Source organism: Streptomyces deserti (assembly GCF_054782695.1).
Genome location: NZ_BAAGRZ010000001.1, coordinates 21,128 through 39,900, shown reverse-complemented (window position 1 = coordinate 39,900; position 18,773 = coordinate 21,128). Strand labels below are relative to the sequence as shown.

The following is an 18,773-nucleotide window of genomic DNA, read 5'->3' as shown; positions in this document are numbered from 1 at the left end:
GTCCTCCTGTCCTCAGTAATGTGTGCCAGGCCCTAGTATCGCCCATACCTAACAGGTATACATGGCCTCTGACCCGAGCGAAGATGCCCGTGGCCGGTGTACCAGGGAGGAACCTATGCGGTGGATACATGCCGCCGGTAGGGGCCTTCTCGTTCTCGTCGTGATCCTGACGGGTTACGTGGCGTCCGGCGCCCGGGCCGACGAGGGCACCGCGCGCGAGCGCGGCCCGCTCACGCTCGCCACCGCCGGTGACTTCACCGGCTACCTCGGCCCCCTGCTGGAGGGCTGGAACCGCACCCACCCCGGTGAGAAGGTCACCCTCGTCGAGCTGCCCGACTCGGCGGACGAGACCCGCGCGCAGATGGCCACCGACCTGCGCGGCGGCGACCGCAGCCGCTTCGACATCCTCAACATCGACGTCAACTGGACCTCGGAGTTCGCCGCGGCGGGCTGGATCCGGCCGCTGCCCCGCGACCGCTTCCCCCTCGACAGCTTCCTGCCGCCGGTCGTGGACACGGCGACCTACGACGGACAGCTGTACGCCGTCCCGTACGTCACCAACGCGGGCCTGCTCCTCTACCGCAAGGACGTCCTCGCCGAGGAGGGTCTCCCGCCGCCCCGCACGTGGGCCGAGCTGGAGCGGCAGGCGAAGACGATCGCACCGAAGTACGGACTCGACGGCTACGCCGGCCAGTTCCTGCCCTACGAGGGCCTCACCGTCAACGCGGCCGAGGCCGTCTACTCGGCGGGCGGCACGATCCTCGGCGACGAGGGCGAACGCGTCACCGTCGACTCGGCGGCGGCCCGCGAGGGCATCGGCTTCCTCGCGCGCGGGGTGCGCGAGGGCTGGATCCCGAAAGAGGCCCTGACGTACAAGGAGGAGGAGTCCAAGCAGGCCTTCCAGGACGGCCGGCTGCTCTTCCTGCGCAACTGGCCGTACGCGTACGTCGTCGCCTCCGCCCCGGGCTCGAAGGTCGCCGGGAAGATCGGCGCCGTACCGCTGCCGGGGCCTAACGGGCCGGGGACGAGCGTCCTGGGCGGCTCCAACCTGGCCGTCAGCGCGCACGCGCGGCACCCCGACTCGGCCGCACGCCTGATCGCGTACCTCACCAGCGAGCGCGTCCAGCGCCAGGTCCTCACACGCGGCGCGCTGCCGCCCGTACGGGCCGACCTCTACGAGGACCCGGAACTCATCAGGGAGTTCCCGTACCTGCCGACCCTGCGCGAGAGCGTGCTCTCCGCCGCGCCGCGCCCCAAGAGCCCCCACTACGACCAGGTCAGCCTGGCGGTGCAGGCCGTCGTGCGGGACGCGATGACCGGGCACGTCAGCCCGGAGGGCGCGGTGCGGCGGCTGGCGCGGGAGCTGGCCGCGATTTCCCGCCGTTAGTTACCTGTTAGGTAACGCGGACGTCTCATCTCGGTCGAGATTGTCCCAATTCGTCAGGATTTTCAGGCCCAACCCTCCAGTAGCTTCCGGTCAGTTCATTGACACCCTCGCGACACGCCTACTTAACATGCATGCATAACCGTAAGCACGAAGAGACAGGTCGACGGGGTGAGTCTCCAGCGCAACCGCACCCACCACTGGTGGCGCGACGCAGTGATCTACCAGGTGTACGTCCGCAGCTTCCTGGACAGCACCGGCGACGGCATCGGCGATCTCGCCGGGGTCCGGGCAGGGCTGCCGTACCTGAAGAAGCTCGGCGTCGACGGGATCTGGCTGAGCCCCTTCTATCCCTCGCCGCAGCACGACCACGGCTACGACGTGGCCGACTACTGCGACGTCGACCCGCTCTTCGGCGACCTCGCCGAGTTCGACCTGCTGGTCGCGGCGGCTCGGCGGCTCGGCATCAGGGTGCTGCTCGACATCGTGCCGAACCACTGCTCCAGCGAGCACCCGTGGTTCCGCGAGGCGCTGGCGGAAGGCCCCGGCAGCCCGGCCCGCGCCCGTTTCCACTTCGCCGACGGCCGTGGCCCGGACGGCTCCGAGCCGCCCAACAACTGGCACGCCATGTTCGGCGGCCCGGCCTGGAGCCGGGTGACGGAGGCGGACGGGCGGCCCGGCCAGTGGTACCTGCACATGTTCACGCCCGAGCAGCCGGACTGGAACTGGCGCAACCCCGAGGTTCCCGCCGAGTTCGAGAGGATCCTGCGGTTCTGGCTGGACCGGGGCGTCGACGGCTTCCGTATCGATGTCGCCGCCGGCCTCTTCAAGCACCCGGACCTGCCCGACTCCCCGGACCCGGAGGCCGACGCCCGCACCCGCGACTCGGTCAACCCGCTCGCCTGGAACCAGCCCGAGGTGCACGAGGTGTGGCGGCAGTGGCGTGCGATATGCGACGAGTACGCCGAGCGGGACGGCCGCGAACGCCTCCTGGTCGGCGAGGTCTCCGTGCCCACCGCCCGCGAGCACGCCAAGTACGTCCGCCCGGACGAGCTCCACCAGGCCTTCTTCTTCGACCTGCTCAGCGCCCCCTGGGACCCGGACGCCTTCCGCAAGGTCATCTCCGAGGCCATGGAGGACATCGCCGGGACCGGCTCGACGGTCACCTGGGTCCTCAACAACCACGACCAGGTTCGCACCGTCACCCGCTACGGCGAACCCACCCCGCACGGCAGCGGCCTCGGCGCCGCCCGGGCCCGGGCCGCCGCGCTGCTGATGCTGGCGCTGCCCGGAGCCGCGTACATCTACCAGGGCGAGGAGCTGGGGCTGCCCGAGGTCGTGGACCTGCCCGACGACGTGCTCACCGACCCGATCTTCCGCCGCACCGGCAGCCGGGCCCGGATCCGGGACGGCTGCCGGGTGCCGCTGCCCTGGTCGGGGCAGGCCTCCCCGTTCGGCTTCACCTCCGGCGCGGAGGGCGCCAAGCCGTGGCTGCCGCAGCCGGAGTACTTCGCCGAGTTCGCCACCGACCGGGCCCTCGCCGACACCCGCTCGTTCTGGCACCTGTACCGCGACGGCCTGCAACTGCGTTCCGCCCTGCCTCAGTTGGGCGAGGGCACGCTGCGCTGGCTGGACGCCCCGCCCGGTGTCCTCGCCTTCGTCCGCGGCGACGACCTGGTCTGCGCCGTGAACTTCGGTACGGCCCCCACGCCCGCGCCGGTCTCCGGCACCCCGCTGCTGTCCAGCGGCCCCTGCCCGGCCGGGGTGCTGCCCGGCTCGACCGCCGCCTGGTGGATCAACGACCTCTGATCGTCCGGCAACTCCCCACCCTTCGAAGGGACATCAACGATGATGCGACGACGTACCACCCTGCTCACGAGCTGCACCGCCCTCGCCCTGGCGTTCGGCGCGACCGCCTGCGGCGGCGGGCCCGTCACGGCCGGTGGCGGCGACAAGGCGCTCAGCGGCCAGACGCTCACCGTGGCCGGTGTCTGGTCCGGCACCGAGCAGAAGAACTTCCAGAAGGTGCTGGACGCGTTCGCCGAGAAGACCGGCGCCAAGACGCAGTTCGTGTCCACCGGGGACAACGTCTCCACCGTCGTCGGCAGCAAGATCGAGGGCGGCAACGCCCCCGACGTCGTGATGGTCCCGCAGGTCGGCGTGCTCCAGCAGTTCGCCCGGCAGGGCTGGCTCAAGCCGCTGTCGGGCACGGCCCAGAAGTCCGTGGACGCCAACTTCGCGCCCGTGTGGAAGAAGTACGGCAGCGTCGACGGCAAGCTGTACGGCCTGTACTTCAAGGCCGCCCACAAGTCGACCGTCTGGTACAGCCCGGACGCCCTCGCCCAGGCCGGGGTGAAGCCGCCGAAGACGTATGACGAGATGCTCAAGGCCGGGCGGACCGTCTCCGACTCCGGGCTCGCCGCCTTCTCGGTCGCCGGGCAGGACGGCTGGACGCTCACCGACTGGTTCGAGAACATCTACCTCTCGCAGGCCGGGCCGGAGAAGTACGACGCCCTCGCCGCCCACAAGCTGAAGTGGACCGACGCGTCGGTGGTGGAGGCGCTCACCACGCTCGGCAAGCTCTTCAAGGACAAGCAGCTGATCGCGGGCGGCCAGAAGGGCGCCCTGAACACCGACTTCCCGGGCTCGGTGGAGAAGGTGTTCGGGCCGAAGCCCGAGGCCGGCATGGTCTACGAGGGCGACTTCGTGGCCGGCGTCGCCAAGGACCAGTTCGGGAAGACGATCGGTGAGGACGCGAACTTCTTCCCGTTCCCGGCGGTCGGCGGCGGCAAGGCGCCGGTGGTCAGCGGCGGCGACGCGGCCGTCGTCCTGAAGGACGGCAAGAACCAGAAGGCCGCCATGGCGCTCCTGGAGTACCTGGCGACGCCGGAGGCCGCGGCCGTGTGGGCGGAGGCGGGCGGCTTCCTCTCCCCGAACAAGAAGCTCGACCTCGCCTCCTACGGCGACGACGTCACCCGCGCCACCGCCAAGTCCCTGGTGCAGGCCGGTGACTCGGTCCGCTTCGACATGTCCGACCAGGCCCCGGCGGCCTTCGGCGGCACCAAGGGCGCCGGCGAGTGGAAGCTGCTGCAGGACTTCCTGCGCGACCCGTCGGACCCGAAGGGCACCGCGGCGAAGCTGGAGGCCGCGGCGGCCAAGGCGTACCAGGGCTGATCATGACCACGACCCTGGTGAAAGAGACGAGCCCCCCGGCCGCCCCGCCCGCCGGCAGCGCACGCGGCCGGCGCCTGCGGCGGCGGGGCCGGATCGTCGCCCTGCTGTTCGTCTTCCCCGCACTGCTCCTGCTGGGTGCGCTGGTCGTCTACCCGGTGCTGTTCTCCGTCGGCCGCAGCTTCTTCGACGCCTCCGGGACACAGTTCGTGGGCGGCGAGAACTACACCGAGATGTTCCGCGACCCGGCCACCCTCAAGGCCATCCGGAACACCGCGATCTGGGTCGTCGTGGCCCCGGCGCTGCTGACCGGCCTGGGCCTGATCCTGGCCGTCCTCGTCGAGAAGGTCCGCTGGGCCACCGCCTTCAAACTGCTGCTGTTCATGCCGATGGCGGTGTCCTTCCTCGCCGCCGGGATCATCTTCCGGCTCGCCTACGACGAGGACCCGGACAAGGGCGTGCTCAACGCCGCCGTGGTCTCCGTCCACGACGCCTTCAAGGGCACCTCCTCCTACCCGACGGCCCGGGCCCGTGACGGCCAGGGCCTGACGAAGGAGGCGGACGGCGCGTACCGGACGTCCGCGAGCGTGTCGCCGGGGAACACGGTGGCGCTCGGCCTGGTCGGCGTACGCCCCGACGACCTGCCCCCGGACGCCGGGCCGGCGTCCGCCGCGGCCGGGCGGAAGGCGGCCCCGAACGAGCTGCGCGGAGTCGTCTACCTGGACTTCACTCCGGGCGGGGGAGGGGAGCAGGGCAAGGTCGACCGGAGCGAGAGCGGGCTGCCCGAGATGAAGGTCGAGGCGGTACGCGAGGGCAAGACGGTCGCGTCGACGACCACCGCCTCCGACGGCTCCTTCCGCTTCGAGGGCCTCGCCGACGGCTCGTACACCGTCAAGCTGCCCGCCGCGAACTTCGCGCCACCCTACGAGGGCGTCTCCTGGCTCGGCCCGGCGCTGGTCACGCCCGCGATCATCGGGGCGTACCTGTGGATCTGGACCGGCTTCGCCATGGTGCTGATCGGGGCGGGCCTGTCGACCCTGCCGAGGGACGCCCTGGAGGCGGCCCGCATGGACGGCGCGAACGAGTGGCAGATCTTCCGCCGGATCACGGTCCCCCTGCTCGCACCCGTGCTGACGGTCGTCTTCGTGACCCTGGTGATCAACGTGATGAAGGTCTTCGACCTCGTCTACATCATCGCGCCCGGGCCCGTGCAGGAGGACGCGACCGTGCTCGCGACGCAGATGTGGCTGGTGTCGTTCGGCGGCGGCAACAACCAGGGCCTCGGCAGCGCGCTCGGTGTGCTGCTCCTGCTGCTGGTGATCCCGGCCATGGTCTTCAACGTCCGCCGTTTCCGAAGGAGTCAGCGATGAACGCCGTCCGCCGCCACCTGGGCAACGGGGTCGTCCAGGCCTTCCTCGTGGTCGTCGGCCTGGTGTGGATGACACCGCTGGCCGGGCTGTTCCTGTCGTCGCTGCGCTCTGCGGAGGACACGGCGCAGGGCGGCTGGTGGACGGTGTTCACCAGCCCCGGGCAGCTGTCTTTCGACAACTACTCGGCGCTGCTGGAGAACGCGGGCATCACGCAGGCCTTCTGGAACACCGTGCTGATCTCGGTGCCGACGACCGTGCTGGTCGTCGCCATCGCGGCACTCGCCGGATACGCCTTCGCCTGGCTGGACTTCCCCGGCCGGGAGCCGGTCTTCCTGCTCGTCGTGGCGCTCCTGGTGGTGCCCGTCCAGATCGGCCTGCTGCCGGTCGCCAAACTCTTCGGCCAACTGGGCCTGTTCGGCACGATCCCGGGCGTCGTCCTCTTCCACGTGGCCTACGGCCTGCCGTTCGCGGTGTTCCTGCTGCGCAACTACTTCGCCGAGATGCCGAAGGAGATGCTGGAGGCCGCCCGGATGGACGGCGGCAGCGAATGGCGCATCTTCACCCGCCTCGTCCTGCCGGTGGGCCGCCCGGCGATCGCCAGCCTCGCCATCTTCCAGTTCCTGTGGGTCTGGAACGACATGCTGGTCGCCCTGCTCTTCGCGGACAGCTCCTCCCAGCCGCTGACCGTGGAACTCCAGTCCCAGATCCGGCAGTTCGGCAGCAACATCGACGTCCTGGCACCGGGGGCGTTCGTGTCGCTGATCGTCCCGGTGGTGGTGTTCTTCGCGTTCCAGCGGCATTTTGTGCAGGGGGTGATGGCCGGGTCGGTGAAGTAGCCGTGTATGCCTCGGGCCCCCGCCGCACGTCGCAGCGGGGGCCCGAGGGCGTTCACGCGTAAGAGCTCCGAACAGAATGGGCGGAGCTCTAAGCCGACGCCGGCGGATACAGCGACCGCGGCAGCTGCGAGGCCGCCGCCGCGTCCAGCAGCCACAGAGTGCGGGCCCGGCCGTACGCGCCGGCCGCCGGGGCCTGGATCTCGCCCGCGCCCGACAGGGCGATCGCCGCGGCCTGGGCCTTGTCCTCACCGGCGGCCAGCAGCCACACCTCGCGGGCCGCGCGGATCGCCGGGAGGGTGAGCGTGATCCGGGTCGGCGGCGGCTTGGGCGCGCCGTGGACGCCGACCACCGTGCGCTCCGTCTCCCGGACCGCGGGAAGCTCCGGGAACAGGGACGCCACGTGCGTGTCCGGGCCGACGCCCAGCATCAGGACGTCGAAGGTCGGGACGGGACCGTGGTTCTCCGGGGCCGCCGCCTGCGCGAGTTCCTCCGCGTACGCGGCCGCCGCCGCGTCGACGTCCGTGCCGTACGGGCCGTCCGAGGCGGGCATGGCGTGCACGCGCTTCGGGTCCAGCGGTACGGAGTCCAGCAGGGCCTCCCTGGCCTGCGTCACGTTGCGCTCCGGGTCGCCCTCCGGCAGGAACCGCTCGTCGCCCCACCACAGGTCGAGGCGGCCCCAGTCGATGGCGTCCCGGGCGGGCGCGGCGGCCAGGGCGGCCAGCAGGCCGTTGCCGTTGCGGCCGCCCGTCAGGACCACGGACGCCGAACCCCGGGAGGTCTGCGCGTCCACGATCTTGGTGATCAGCCGGGCCGCCGCGGCCTGCGCCATCAGCTCCTTGTCGCGGTGGACGACCAGCTGCGGTGCCGTACTCACTGCGTCGCCGCCTTCCGCACCGGCTCCGGCGTGGGCGGCTCCTGCTTCACCGGTTCCTTCGCCGTCGCTTCCTCAGCGGGTGCTTTCGCAGCCGTTTCGACGGGAGCGGGGAGCGCGAGGGGCTCTCGCCCGTCGAGACGTTCTCCTTTGGCCACCGGTCCCCGCCCCTGCGCCGGAACCGGGGCCGAAGCCGGCTTCAGCCGCTCCACCCCGTACCGCAGCGCCGACGCGTAGGTGTCGTCCGGGTCCAGCCGCCGCAGCTCCTCCGCGATCAGCTCGGCCGTCTCCCGCCGCTTGAGCGCCACCGCACGGTCCGGCTGGCCCTCGATGGAGAGAGTGGCCAGGGAGCCGTCCGCGCGGTCCAGGACGATGGGGCCGCAGTCGGTGTCCATACGGACCGCCGTCAGGCCCGGGCCGCCGGACAGGGAGCGCTTCACCGGGACGTCCAGCCGGTCCGCGAGCCACATCGCCAGCAGCTCGCAGCTCGGGTTGAACTCCTCGCCCTCCACCTCGACGGCCTTGACCTCGCAGGTGACCTGGTCGAGGGCCGCAGCCAGCATCGAGCGCCAGGGCGTGATGCGGGTCCAGGAGAGGTCCGTGTCGCCGGGGGTGTAGGCCTTGGCGCGGGCCGCCAGTTCGCGGACCGGCTGCTCCGAGGCGTAGGTGTCGGTGACGCGGCGCTGGGCGAGGGCGCCCAGCGGGTCGCTGGCCGGGTCGAGCGGCGCGTTCACCGGCCACCACACCACCACCGGCGCGTCCGGCAGCAGCAGCGGCAGCACCACCGACTGGGCCTGGTCGGCCACCTCGCCGTACAGACGGAGCACCACCGTCTCGCCGGTGCCCGCGTCCGCGCCCACCCGGACCTCCGCGTCCAGGCGGGACTGGGTGCGGTCACGCGGCGAGCGCGAGACACGCTTGATGACCACGAGCGTGCGCGAGGGGTGCTCGTGCGAGGCGTCGTTCGCGGCCTTCAGCGCGTCGTACGCGTTCTCCTCGTCCGTCACGATGACCAGCGTGAGCACCATGCCGACGGCCGGCGTGCCGATCGCCCGGCGGCCCTGGACCAGCGCCTTGTTGATCTTGCTGGCAGTGGTGTCGGTCAGGTCGATCTTCATGGCCGGCGCCAGCTCCGTCCGTCTCGCTCGAGCATTTCGTCCGCCTCGACGGGCCCCCAGGTACCGGCCGGGTACTGGGCGGGCTTGCCGTTCTTGTCCCAGTACTCCTCGATCGGGTCGAGGATCTTCCAGGACAGCTCGACCTCCTCGGTGCGCGGGAAGAGGTTCGAGTCGCCGAGCAGAACGTCCAGGATCAGCCGCTCGTACGCCTCCGGGCTGGACTCCGTGAACGACTCGCCGTAGGCGAAGTCCATCGACACGTCCCTGATCTCCATGGACGTACCGGGGACCTTGGAGCCGAAGCGGACGGTGACGCCCTCGTCGGGCTGGACGCGGATGACGATCGCGTTGGAGCCCAGTTCCTCGGTGGCCGTGGTGTCGAAGGGGGAGTGCGGGGCCCGCTGGAACACCACCGCGATCTCCGTGACGCGGCGGCCCAGCCGCTTGCCGGTGCGCAGGTAGAAGGGCACGCCCGCCCAGCGGCGGTTGTCGATCTCCAGCTTGATCGCGGCGTACGTGTCGGTCTTGGAGCCGGGGTCGATGCCCTCCTCGTCCAGGTAGCCGATCACCTTCGCGCCGCCCTGCCAGCCGGCCGCGTACTGGGCCCGCACGGTGTCCCGGCCCAGGTCCTTCGGCAGCCGTACCGCGCCGAGCACCTTGGTCTTCTCCGCGGCCAGCGCGTCCGCGTCGAAGGAGGCGGGCTCTTCCATGGCGGTGAGGGCCATGAGCTGGAGCAGGTGGTTCTGGATGACGTCACGCGCGGCGCCGATGCCGTCGTAGTAGCCGGCCCGGCCGCCGATGCCGATGTCCTCGGCCATGGTGATCTGCACATGGTCCACGAAGGACCGGTTCCAGATCGGCTCGAACATCGTGTTGGCGAAGCGCAGCGCCAGGATGTTCTGGACGGTCTCCTTGCCCAGGTAGTGGTCGATGCGGAAGACCTGGTCCGGGGCGAAGACCTCGTGGACGATCGCGTTGAGCTCCTCGGCCGACTTCAGGTCGTGCCCGAACGGCTTCTCGATGACGGCGCGCCGCCAGGAGCCGCCGGTCTGGTCGGCCAGCCCGTGCTTCTTCAGCTGCTGGATGACCACCGGGAACGCCGAGGGCGGCACGGACAGGTAGAAGGCGAAGTTGCCGCCCGTGCCCTGTGCCTTGTCCAGCTCCTCGATCGTCGAACGCAGCCGCTCGAAGGCGTCGTCGTCGTCGAAGGTGCCCTGCACGAAGCGCATGCCCTGGATGAGCTGCTGCCAGACCTCCTCGCGGAAGGGGGTGCGGGCGTGCTCCTTGACCGCGTCGTGGACCTCCTGCGCGAAGTCCTCGTGAGCCCACTCGCGGCGCGCGAAGCCGACGAGCGAGAAGCCCGGCGGCAGCAGACCCCGGTTGGCGAGGTCGTACACGGCGGGCATGAGCTTCTTCCGTGACAGGTCGCCCGTGACGCCGAAGATGACCAGGCCCGACGGCCCCGCGATACGCGGGAGCCGTCGGTCGGCGGGGTCACGCAGCGGGTTGCTGCTCGACACCTGTTCAGCCCTCCGCGGGGGCGAGGCGCTTGAGCTCGGCCTCGGTCGACTTCAGCAGGTCGTTCCAGGACGCCTCGAACTTCTCGACGCCCTCGTCCTCCAGCAGCTGGACCACGTCGTCGTACTTGATGCCGAGCTTCTCGACGGCGTCGAGGTCGGCGCGGGCCTGCTCGTACGTGCCGGCGACGGTGTTGCCGGTGATCTCGCCGTGCTCCTCGGTGGCGAACAGCGTCGCCTCCGGCATGGTGTTGACCGTGTTCGGCGCGACCAGCTCGGTGACGTACATCGTGTCCTTGTACGCCTTGTCCTTCACACCGGTCGAGGCCCACAGCGGACGCTGCTTGTTGGCGCCCTCGCGCTCCAGCGCGTTCCAGCGGTCGGAGGAGAAGACCTCCTCGTACGCCTGGTAGGCGAGGCGCGCGTTGGCGATGGCGGCCTTGCCGCGCAGCGCCTTGGCCTCGTCGGTGCCCAGCGCGTCGATCCGCTTGTCGATCTCGGTGTCGACGCGGGAGACGAAGAAGGACGCCACGGAGTGGATCCGGGAGAGGTCGAGCCCCTTCTCCTTCGCCTTCTCCAGACCGGACAGGTAGGCGTCCATGACCTCGCGGTAGCGCTCCAGCGAGAAGATCAGCGTCACGTTGACGCTGATGCCGTTGCCGATCGTCTCGGTGATCGCCGGGATGCCCGCCTTGGTGGCCGGGATCTTGATGAGCGTGTTCGGCCGGTCGACCAGCCAGGCCAGCTGCTTGGCCTCGGCGACGGTCGCCCGGGTGTTGTGGGCCAGACGCGGGTCGACCTCGATCGACACACGGCCGTCCTGGCCGCCGGTGGCGTCGAAGACCGGGCGCAGGATGTCGGCGGCGTCGCGGACGTCCGCCGTGGTGATCATGCGGATGGCCTCTTCGACGGTGACCTCGCGGGCGGCGAGGTCGGCGAGCTGCTGGTCGTAACCGTCGCCCTCCGAGATCGCCTTCTGGAAGATCGTCGGGTTGGTGGTGACGCCCACGACGTGCTGCTGGTCGATCAGCTCGGCGAGGTTGCCGGACGTGATCCGCTTGCGCGACAGGTCGTCCAGCCAGATCGCCACGCCTTCCTCGGAGAGGCGCTTGAGTGCGTCTGTCATGGAAATTCCATCTCCTACGTGTCGTATATGAGCGTCAGCGCTGGGCTGCGGCGATCGATTCCCGGGCGACGGCCGCCACGTTCTCGGCAGTGAAGCCGTACTCGCGGAAGAGCACCTTGCCGTCCGCCGACGCACCGAAGTGCTCCAGGGAAACGATGCGGCCGGCGTCTCCCACGTACTTGTGCCACGTCAGGCCCACCCCGGCCTCGACCGCGACACGGGCCTTCACGGACGGCGGCAGGACGCTGTCCCGGTACCCCTGGTCCTGCTCCTCGAACCACTCCACGGACGGCATGGACACCACCCGCGTGGGCACGTCGGCGCTCTGGAGCTGCTCGCGCGCCTCGACGGCGACGTGCACCTCCGAACCGGTCGCGATGAGGATCACCTCGGGCGCAGTGCTCTGCCCTTCGGGCCCTTCGGCCTCGAACAGGACGTAACCGCCGCGCGCGGCATCCTCGTTGGGCTCGTACGTCGGCACGCCCTGGCGGGTCAGGGCCAGGCCGTGCGGCTGCCCCTTGCCGAACTCCTTCGTCCAGCGGCGCAGGATCTCGCGCCAGGCGATCGCGGTCTCGTTGGCGTCCGCCGGGCGCACGATGTTCAGGCCCGGGATGGCACGCAGCGAGGCCAGGTGCTCGACCGGCTGGTGGGTGGGGCCGTCCTCACCGAGGCCGATGGAGTCGTGCGTCCACACGTACGTCACCGGCAGGTGCATCAGCGCCGACAGGCGCACCGCGTTGCGCATGTAGTCGGAGAAGACGAGGAACGTTCCGCCGTAGACACGGGTGTTGCCGTGCAGCGCGATGCCGTTCATCTCCGCGGCCATGGAGTGCTCGCGGATGCCGAAGTGGATCGTGCGGCCGTACGGGTTCGCCTCCGGCAGCGGGTTGTCCGCCGGGAGGAACGACGACGTCTTGTCGATGGTGGTGTTGTTCGAACCGGCCAGGTCGGCCGAGCCGCCCCACAGCTCCGGGATCACCGCGCCCAGCGCCTGGAGCACCTTCCCGGACGCGGCACGCGTGGCGACCGCCTTGCCGGGCTCGAAGACCGGGACCTTCTCCTCCCAGCCCTCGGGCAGCTCACCGGCGGCGATACGGTCGAACTCGGCGGCGCGCTCGGGGTTGTTGTCCCGCCACTGCTGGAAGGACTTCTCCCACACGGCGCGGGCCGCCTGGCCCCGCTCGATCGCCTTGCGGGTGTGCTCGATGACCTCGTCGGCGACCTCGAAGGTCTTCTCCGGGTCGAAGCCGAGGACGCGCTTGGTCGCCGCGACCTCCTCCTCGCCCAGCGCCGAGCCGTGCGCGGCCTCGGTGTTCTGGGCGTTCGGGGCGGGCCAGGCGATGATCGACCGCATCGCGATGAACGACGGCTTGTCCGTGACGGCCTTCGCCTTCTGGATCGCCTCGTAGATCGCGGCCGGGTCGAGGTCGCCGTTCTCCTTCGGCTCGACGCGCTGCACGTGCCAGCCGTAGGCCTCGTACCGCAGAACCGTGTCCTCGGAGACGGCGGTCTCGGTGTCGCCCTCGATCGAGATGTGGTTGTCGTCCCACAGCAGGATCAGGTTGCCGAGCTTCTGGTGACCGGCCATCGAGGACGCCTCGGCGGAGATGCCCTCCTGCAGGCAGCCGTCACCGGCGATGCAGTAGACGAAGTGGTCGAAGGGGGAGGTGCCGGGCGCGGCGTCCGGGTCGAACAGGCCGCGCTCGTAGCGGGCCGCCATCGCCATGCCCACCGCGTTGGCGACACCCTGGCCGAGCGGGCCGGTGGTGGTCTCCACGCCCACGGTGTGGCCGTACTCGGGGTGACCGGGGGTCTTCGAACCCCATGTGCGGAACGCCTTCAGGTCGTCCAGCTCCAGGCCGAAGCCGGCCAGGTACAGCTGGGTGTACAGGGTCAGGGACGAGTGGCCGGCGGACAGCACGAAGCGGTCACGCCCGACCCAGTCGGCGTCCGCCGGGTCGTGCCGCATCACCTTCTGGAAGAGGGTGTAGGCGGCAGGCGCCAGGCTCATCGCCGTACCCGGATGGCCGTTGCCGACCTTCTGTACGGCATCGGCGGCCAGGACGCGCGCGGTGTCGACGGCCCGCTGGTCCAACTCGGTCCACTCGAGGTCTGTGGTGGTCGGCTTGGTGCTCACCCTGAGTCAGGGCTCCTCTCCACATGTTCGTCATGCCGGTGTATCGGGGCGCCCACCGGCCGCAGCCGAGCCTACCCCCGTGGGACGTGCCTTCTTCCGAGTCGTTCCAGACTGCGGGCACTCGTCGGCGTCCGCCTCCTGACTTGGCCGTATCGCATTCGACACCTGAATACGGAGCCGCTCATCCGGGTGCTCAATCGAGCCGGGAGACGCACGTCGGGCCGTGCCGTCCAACACGACCCCACCCCCGCGAATGCCGGGGTGTGGGCAACGTCTACAGTGGCGTGGTACGCGCGAGCCTTTACCGCCCATTCACACGGGGAGGCTTGCTGGGATGTCTCTGTAGGGGTGTGCGTGACGGCCGTTGAATCCCGTCCAGCGGGGGTAATCGGGACGAGCCATAGCCCGGCCCATCGGCCGTTCGGGGCCCGTGTCAAGGCGTTCGTGGCGCTGACCAAGCCGCGGATCATCGAACTGCTGCTGATCACCACGGTCCCGGTGATGTTCCTCGCCGAGCAGGGCGTGCCCGACCTGAGGCTGGTGCTGCTCACCTGCGTCGGCGGCTACCTCTCCGCGGGCGGCGCCAACGCGCTGAACATGTACATCGACCGGGACATCGACGCGCTGATGGACCGCACCTCGCAGCGCCCGCTGGTCACCGGCATGGTCAGCCCGCGCGAGTGCCTCGCCTTCGGCATCACGCTGGCGGTCGTCTCGACGCTGCTGTTCGGCCTCACCGTCAACTGGCTGTCGGCCTGGCTCGCCCTCGGCGCGCTGCTCTTCTACGTCGTCGTCTACACGATGATCCTCAAGCGCCGGACCTCGCAGAACATCGTCTGGGGCGGTATCGCCGGCTGCATGCCGGTGCTGATCGGCTGGACGGCCGTGACGAACTCGCTGTCCTGGGCCCCGCTCATCCTCTTCATGGTCATCTTCTTCTGGACGCCTCCGCACTACTGGCCGCTGTCCATGAAGGTGAAGGAGGACTACGCGCGCGTGGGCGTGCCGATGCTGCCGGTCATCGCCTCCAACAAGACGGTCGCCAGGCAGATCGTGATCTACAGCTGGGTCATGGTCGCGGTCTCCCTGCTGCTGACCCCGCTCGGCTACACCGGCTGGTTCTACACGCTGGTCGCGCTGGCGGCGGGCGGCTGGTGGCTGTGGGAGGCACACGCCCTGCAGAACCGGGCGAAGGCGGAGGTGACGGGCGCGAAGCTGAAGGAGATGCGCCTGTTCCACTGGTCCATCACCTATGTGTCGCTGCTGTTCGTGGCGGTGGCGGTGGACCCCTTCCTGCGATAACCGCTTGGGACGGGCGGGGTACGTGGTCAAGGCCACGCACCCCGCCCGTCGCCGTTTCATCTACCCGTCGGTAGCATCCTGACCATGGCAGACACGCAGCAGGTTGACCCGAAGGCCGAGCGCAAGGTGGCCCGGCTCGCCAAGCAGATCGGCTCCTTCTCCAAGGCGCACGGCGGGGCCGAGGGCCAGGTGGCCTACCTCGGGCAGCGCGGCGCGCGGATCGTGCTCGTCGGCGCGGACGGCGGCTGGGGCGACCTGGTGGCGCCCAGCTACGAGATCGCCGAGAAGGCGGCGGAGAAGGCGGGGATCACCGTCCACGAGGCGTTCGACGGCGAGTTCGCGGCCAAGGTGAAGACCGGGCCGTACGAGTGGTCGCGCATGGCGGGCATCCAGGTGGGCGGACCGAAGAACCGCTGACATCCGCCGGTCGTTCGCACGGGGTGTGTCGCGCCCGGTGCGCGTGAGGCCAACACCTGACACCCGGTTCACCCGTTAGGACCCGTAGGAGGCCGTAGAGGCAGGGTCTGTCACGGGGAGCCCGGATGATCGAAACGCCGTCCCTCGTGGACCAGTACTGCCACGGCGTCCTGCGCACGGAGCTGGGCCTCGGCACCTTCGAGGCCCAACTGGCCCGCACCGAGGGACCGCCCGCGCCGGGCACGACACTCTTCGACACGCAGACCGGGTTCGCCGTACGCCGTTGGTGCCCCCCGCTGCTCGGCCTGGAACCGCACTGCCCGCCCGCCCGCTATCTCGCCCGGCGCCGTGAACTCGGCGTACTGGAGGCGGGCCGCAGACTGCTGCGCGGCAGCGGCATCACCACGTACCTGGTGGACACCGGCCTGCCCGGCGACCTCACCGGTCCCGCCGAGCTGGCCGTCGCCGGGTCCGCCGAGGCGCACGAGATCGTGCGCCTGGAGCAGCTGGCCGAGCAGGTCGCCGACACCTCCGGCACCGTCGAGTCCTTCCTCGCCAACCTCGCCGAGTCCGTGCACGGCGCCGCCGCGAACGCCGTCGCCTTCACCTCCGTGGCGGGCGTACGGCACGGCCTGGCGCTCGCGCCGGAGCCGCCGGGCCCGGGGGAGGTGCGGGGCGCCGCCGGGCGCTGGCTGGCCGGACGCCGGGTCGGCGGCGAGCTGAGCGACCCGGTGCTGCTGCGGCACCTGCTGTGGATCGCGGTCGCCTCCGGCCTGCCGCTCCAGCTGCACGCGGGGCTGGGGGCACCGGGCCTGCGCATCGACCGTAGGGACCCGGTCCTGCTGACGGACTTCGTCCGGGCGACGGCCGGTCTCGGCACCGACCTCGTCCTCCTGCACGGCTACCCGTACCACCGCCAGGCCGCCCACCTCGCCGGTGTCTTCCCGCACGTCTACGTCGACTCGGGTGCCGCCCTGGTCCGCACCGGCGCCCGCGCCGCGACCGTCCTCGCCGAGATCCTGGAACTGGCCCCCTTCGGCAAGATCCTCTTCTCCACCGGCGCCCAGGGCCTGCCGGAACTGCACGTGGTGGGTGCCCGCCTGTTCCGCGAGGCACTGGGCAGGGTCCTCGGCACGTGGGTCGCGGAGGGCGCGTGGTCGCTGTCGGACGCGCAGCGGGTGGCGGGGATGCTGGCGGCGGGGAACGCCAGACGGGTGTACGGGCTCGGCTAGGAAGCAGGGCCCGCACGGCTCACACGGCCGCCCGGCAGGCGCGCTACCGGTACCAGTCGCCGGTCTCCCGCAACGCCCTGTGCAGGTACTGCCGCAGGCCGAAGGCCGCCGGCCACCTGCCGTCCGTCTCGTGGTCCCACACGAAGACCTCGTCCCGGGCCGGCGTGCGGACGAAGGCGAACTGGTCGCCTCCGCCGCTGTCGCCGAAGAACATCAGCGGATCGAACGGCATATACAGGTCGGCGAAGTCAGGCGACCCGCGGAACGCGGCGTTGTCCCGCGCGATGCGCTCGGCGGGCCAGACCACGTCGATGCCCTGGTGGGTCACCCCGTCGCACGCGCGCAGCAGATCGACGAGGGCGTCGGGCATCGGCTGACCGAGGGCCCGCTCGACTCCGGTGAGGGCGTCGTGGCCGGCCGGGGCCCCGAGCTCGGCGTCCGGTGCCGTCTCCAGGACGAGATCACGCCACACGGGCCGGGCTACGCCTTCGTCAGGGTGGCCTCGGCCGCCGGGCCCGGTACGTCGGCCACCGCCGCCGCCCGTTCGCGCAGCGACAGCACCACTCGCAGCACCCAGATCCACATCACGGCCGAGCCGAGCATGTGCAGGCCGACCAGGATCTCGGGCAGGTCCGTGAAGTACTGGACGTATCCGATGACCCCCTGGGCGAGCAGGATCAGGAACAGCTCGCGGGTCCGGCTCAGCGGGCTCTTGGGGGCGTCCACCGCCTTCAGCACGAACCACAGGGCGAACGTCAGCGTCACCACGATCCACGCCAGCACGGCGTGCAGTTTGGACACGGTCTCCCAGTCGACGGGCATCCGTTCGACCTCGCTGGAGTCGCCCGCGTGCGGGCCCGCACCGGTGACGACCGTGCCGACCAGGATCAGCAGCACGGCGGCCGCGACCAGGAACCACACCAGCTGCTGGACGGACCTGCCGACCAGGGGGCGCGGCGCCGCGTCGCCCTCCCTGGTGCGCTGCCACATCACCGTGGCGACCGCGATGAGCGCCGACGTCGCCACGAAGTGCGCCGCGACCGTGTACGGGTTGAGACCGACCAGGACCACGATGCCGCCGAGCACCGCGTTGCTCATCACGATCCAGAACTGCGCCCAGCCCAGCCGCGTCAGGCCGCGCCGGTACGGCTTCTGGGAGCGCGCGGCGATGATCGCCCAGCCGACGGCCGCGCACAGCACGTACGTCAGCATGCGGTTGCCGAACTCGATGACGCCGTGGACGCCCATCTCGCTGGTGGCGGTGAGCGAGTCGTCGGTGCACTTGGGCCAGGTCGGGCAGCCCAGGCCCGAACCGGTCAGGCGTACCGCACCGCCGGTGACCACGATGACCACCGACATCACGAGCGCGGAGAGGGCCGCCCGCTGGACCGTCCGGGGGGCCGGGGTCCAGCGTGCGGCGATGAAGGCGAGCGGGTTGCGCAGGGCCGCCACGGCGTCGGCGCGGGTCACGTTTGGCACGCGCCCCATGGTAGGCCGTCGCTTGTGCACGCTTTCACGAGGGTCGGGCATGAGCCTCACTCCCAGCGGAAGAACCTTCCGGCCGCCGCCAGTCCCACGACCGCCCAGCCGGCCAGGATGCCGAGGTCGCCCCAGGGCAGGCCGGCCCCGTGCTGGAGCACGTCCCGGAGTCCGTCGGACAGCGCCGAGATGGGCAGGAGGCCGAGGACGTCCCGCGCTCCGCTCGGGAACTTGTCCAGCGGGACGACGACCCCGCCGCCGACGAGGAGCAGCAGGAACACCAGGTTCGCGGCGGCCAGCGTCGCCTCGGCCTTCAGCGTGCCCGCCATCAGCAGGCCGAGCCCGGAGAAGGCCGCCGTACCGAGGACCAGCAGGAGAAGGACGGCGAAGGGGTTGCCGTGCGGGGACCAGCCGAGCGCGAAGGCGATCACCGTCAGCAGGACGATCTGCAGCACCTCGGTGACCAGCACCGACACCGTCTTCGCGGTCATCAGGCCCCAGCGGGGCAGCGGGGAGGAGGCCAGCCGTTTCAGCACCCCGTACCGGCGCTCGAAGCCCGTCGCGATGGCCTGCCCGGTGAACGCCGTCGACAGCACGGCAAGCGCGAGAATGCCGGGCGCGAGGAAGTCCACCGCCTCTCCGGACCCCGTGTCGACGATGTCCACCGTGCTGAAGAGCACCAGCAGCAGGGTCGGGATCACGGCCGTCAGCAGCAGCTGCTCGCCGTTGCGCAGCAGCATCTTCGTCTCCAGCACGGCCTGGGCCGCGATCATGCGGGTCAGGGGCGCCGCGCCGGGCCTGGGGGTGTACATG

General features: G+C 70.7%; 16 protein-coding genes. 8 read left to right on the top strand and 8 right to left on the bottom strand.

The genetic code is table 11. The features are described 5' to 3' along the window. Nucleotides 1-115: 115 nt before the first annotated feature. The 5 genes from ACYVMZ_RS00200 (at nt 116) to ACYVMZ_RS00180 (ending at nt 6,761) form a co-directional block, all read left to right on the top strand. Nucleotides 116-1,387, top strand: coding sequence for an ABC transporter substrate-binding protein (locus ACYVMZ_RS00200; RefSeq protein WP_461074220.1), 1,272 nt, complete (start codon nt 116-118; stop codon nt 1,385-1,387). A gap of 168 nt (nt 1,388-1,555) precedes the next feature. Further along, on the top strand, nt 1,556-3,193 hold the full coding sequence (locus ACYVMZ_RS00195; protein ID WP_461074219.1) for a glycoside hydrolase family 13 protein: 1,638 nt from the start codon (nt 1,556-1,558) through the stop codon (nt 3,191-3,193). Between the two features lie 39 nt (nt 3,194-3,232). After that, nucleotides 3,233-4,558, top strand: a complete 1,326-nt coding sequence (locus tag ACYVMZ_RS00190) for an ABC transporter substrate-binding protein (protein ID WP_461074218.1) — start codon at nt 3,233-3,235, stop codon at nt 4,556-4,558. 2 nt (nt 4,559-4,560) lie between these two features. After that, on the top strand, nt 4,561-5,925 hold the full coding sequence (locus tag ACYVMZ_RS00185) for an ABC transporter permease (RefSeq protein ID WP_461074217.1): 1,365 nt from the start codon (nt 4,561-4,563) through the stop codon (nt 5,923-5,925). Next, nucleotides 5,922-6,761, top strand: coding sequence for a carbohydrate ABC transporter permease (locus ACYVMZ_RS00180; protein ID WP_461074216.1), 840 nt, complete (start codon nt 5,922-5,924; stop codon nt 6,759-6,761). Before ACYVMZ_RS00185 ends, ACYVMZ_RS00180 begins: the two co-directional genes overlap by 4 nt. Nucleotides 6,762-6,849: 88 nt before the next feature. Here the strand turns inward: ACYVMZ_RS00180 and pgl are convergent, their stop codons facing one another. From pgl to tkt, 5 genes are read right to left on the bottom strand one after another with little or no spacing between them, the layout of a single operon-like run. Further along, complete coding sequence (gene pgl, locus ACYVMZ_RS00175) at nt 6,850-7,635, bottom strand: 6-phosphogluconolactonase (RefSeq protein WP_461074215.1); 786 nt, start codon at nt 7,633-7,635, stop codon at nt 6,850-6,852. After that, complete coding sequence (gene opcA / locus ACYVMZ_RS00170) at nt 7,632-8,750, bottom strand: glucose-6-phosphate dehydrogenase assembly protein OpcA (protein WP_461074214.1); 1,119 nt, start codon at nt 8,748-8,750, stop codon at nt 7,632-7,634. Before opcA ends, pgl begins: the two co-directional genes overlap by 4 nt. Then, on the bottom strand, nt 8,747-10,270 hold the full coding sequence (gene zwf, locus ACYVMZ_RS00165) for a glucose-6-phosphate dehydrogenase (protein WP_461074213.1): 1,524 nt from the start codon (nt 10,268-10,270) through the stop codon (nt 8,747-8,749). Before zwf ends, opcA begins: the two co-directional genes overlap by 4 nt. 4 nt (nt 10,271-10,274) lie before the next feature. Further along, on the bottom strand, nt 10,275-11,393 hold the full coding sequence (gene tal, locus ACYVMZ_RS00160) for a transaldolase (RefSeq protein WP_461074212.1): 1,119 nt from the start codon (nt 11,391-11,393) through the stop codon (nt 10,275-10,277). Between the two features lie 34 nt (nt 11,394-11,427). Beyond that, the gene (tkt, locus tag ACYVMZ_RS00155; protein ID WP_461074211.1) at nt 11,428-13,530 is read right to left on the bottom strand and encodes a transketolase; all 2,103 of its coding nucleotides are present in this window, start codon (nt 13,528-13,530) and stop codon (nt 11,428-11,430) included. 348 nt (nt 13,531-13,878) lie between these two features. Here tkt and ACYVMZ_RS00150 point away from each other — a divergent pair, with 348 nt between their 5' ends. The 3 genes from ACYVMZ_RS00150 to ACYVMZ_RS00140 all read left to right on the top strand — a co-directional run bounded on the left by ACYVMZ_RS00150 (nt 13,879) and on the right by ACYVMZ_RS00140 (nt 16,481). Continuing rightward, nucleotides 13,879-14,832 (top strand): heme o synthase, encoded by a 954-nt coding sequence (locus ACYVMZ_RS00150; protein WP_461074210.1) that lies wholly within the window; start codon nt 13,879-13,881, stop codon nt 14,830-14,832. A gap of 84 nt (nt 14,833-14,916) precedes the next feature. Then, entirely contained in the window at nt 14,917-15,249 is a 333-nt protein-coding gene (locus ACYVMZ_RS00145) for a hypothetical protein (RefSeq protein WP_461074209.1), read from the top strand. 125 nt (nt 15,250-15,374) lie between these two features. After that, nucleotides 15,375-16,481, top strand: coding sequence for an amidohydrolase family protein (locus ACYVMZ_RS00140; protein WP_461074208.1), 1,107 nt, complete (start codon nt 15,375-15,377; stop codon nt 16,479-16,481). Nucleotides 16,482-16,524: 43 nt separating this feature from the next. On the opposite strand, the gene ACYVMZ_RS00135 is transcribed toward ACYVMZ_RS00140, so the two are convergent. From ACYVMZ_RS00135 to ACYVMZ_RS00125, 3 genes are read right to left on the bottom strand one after another with little or no spacing between them, the layout of a single operon-like run. Further along, a complete protein-coding gene (locus tag ACYVMZ_RS00135) occupies nt 16,525-16,953 on the bottom strand; it encodes an SMI1/KNR4 family protein (protein ID WP_461074207.1) in 429 nt (142 codons plus the stop codon). Between the two features lie 8 nt (nt 16,954-16,961). Further along, nucleotides 16,962-18,011 carry a COX15/CtaA family protein gene (locus ACYVMZ_RS00130; RefSeq protein ID WP_461074206.1) on the bottom strand — a complete coding sequence of 350 codons (1,050 nt, stop codon included), beginning with the start codon at nt 18,009-18,011 and terminating at the stop codon, nt 16,962-16,964. A 5-nt stretch (nt 18,012-18,016) separates the two neighbouring features. Further along, complete coding sequence (locus ACYVMZ_RS00125; protein ID WP_461076245.1) at nt 18,017-18,772, bottom strand: ABC transporter permease; 756 nt, start codon at nt 18,770-18,772, stop codon at nt 18,017-18,019. Nucleotide 18,773 lies beyond the last annotated feature (1 nt).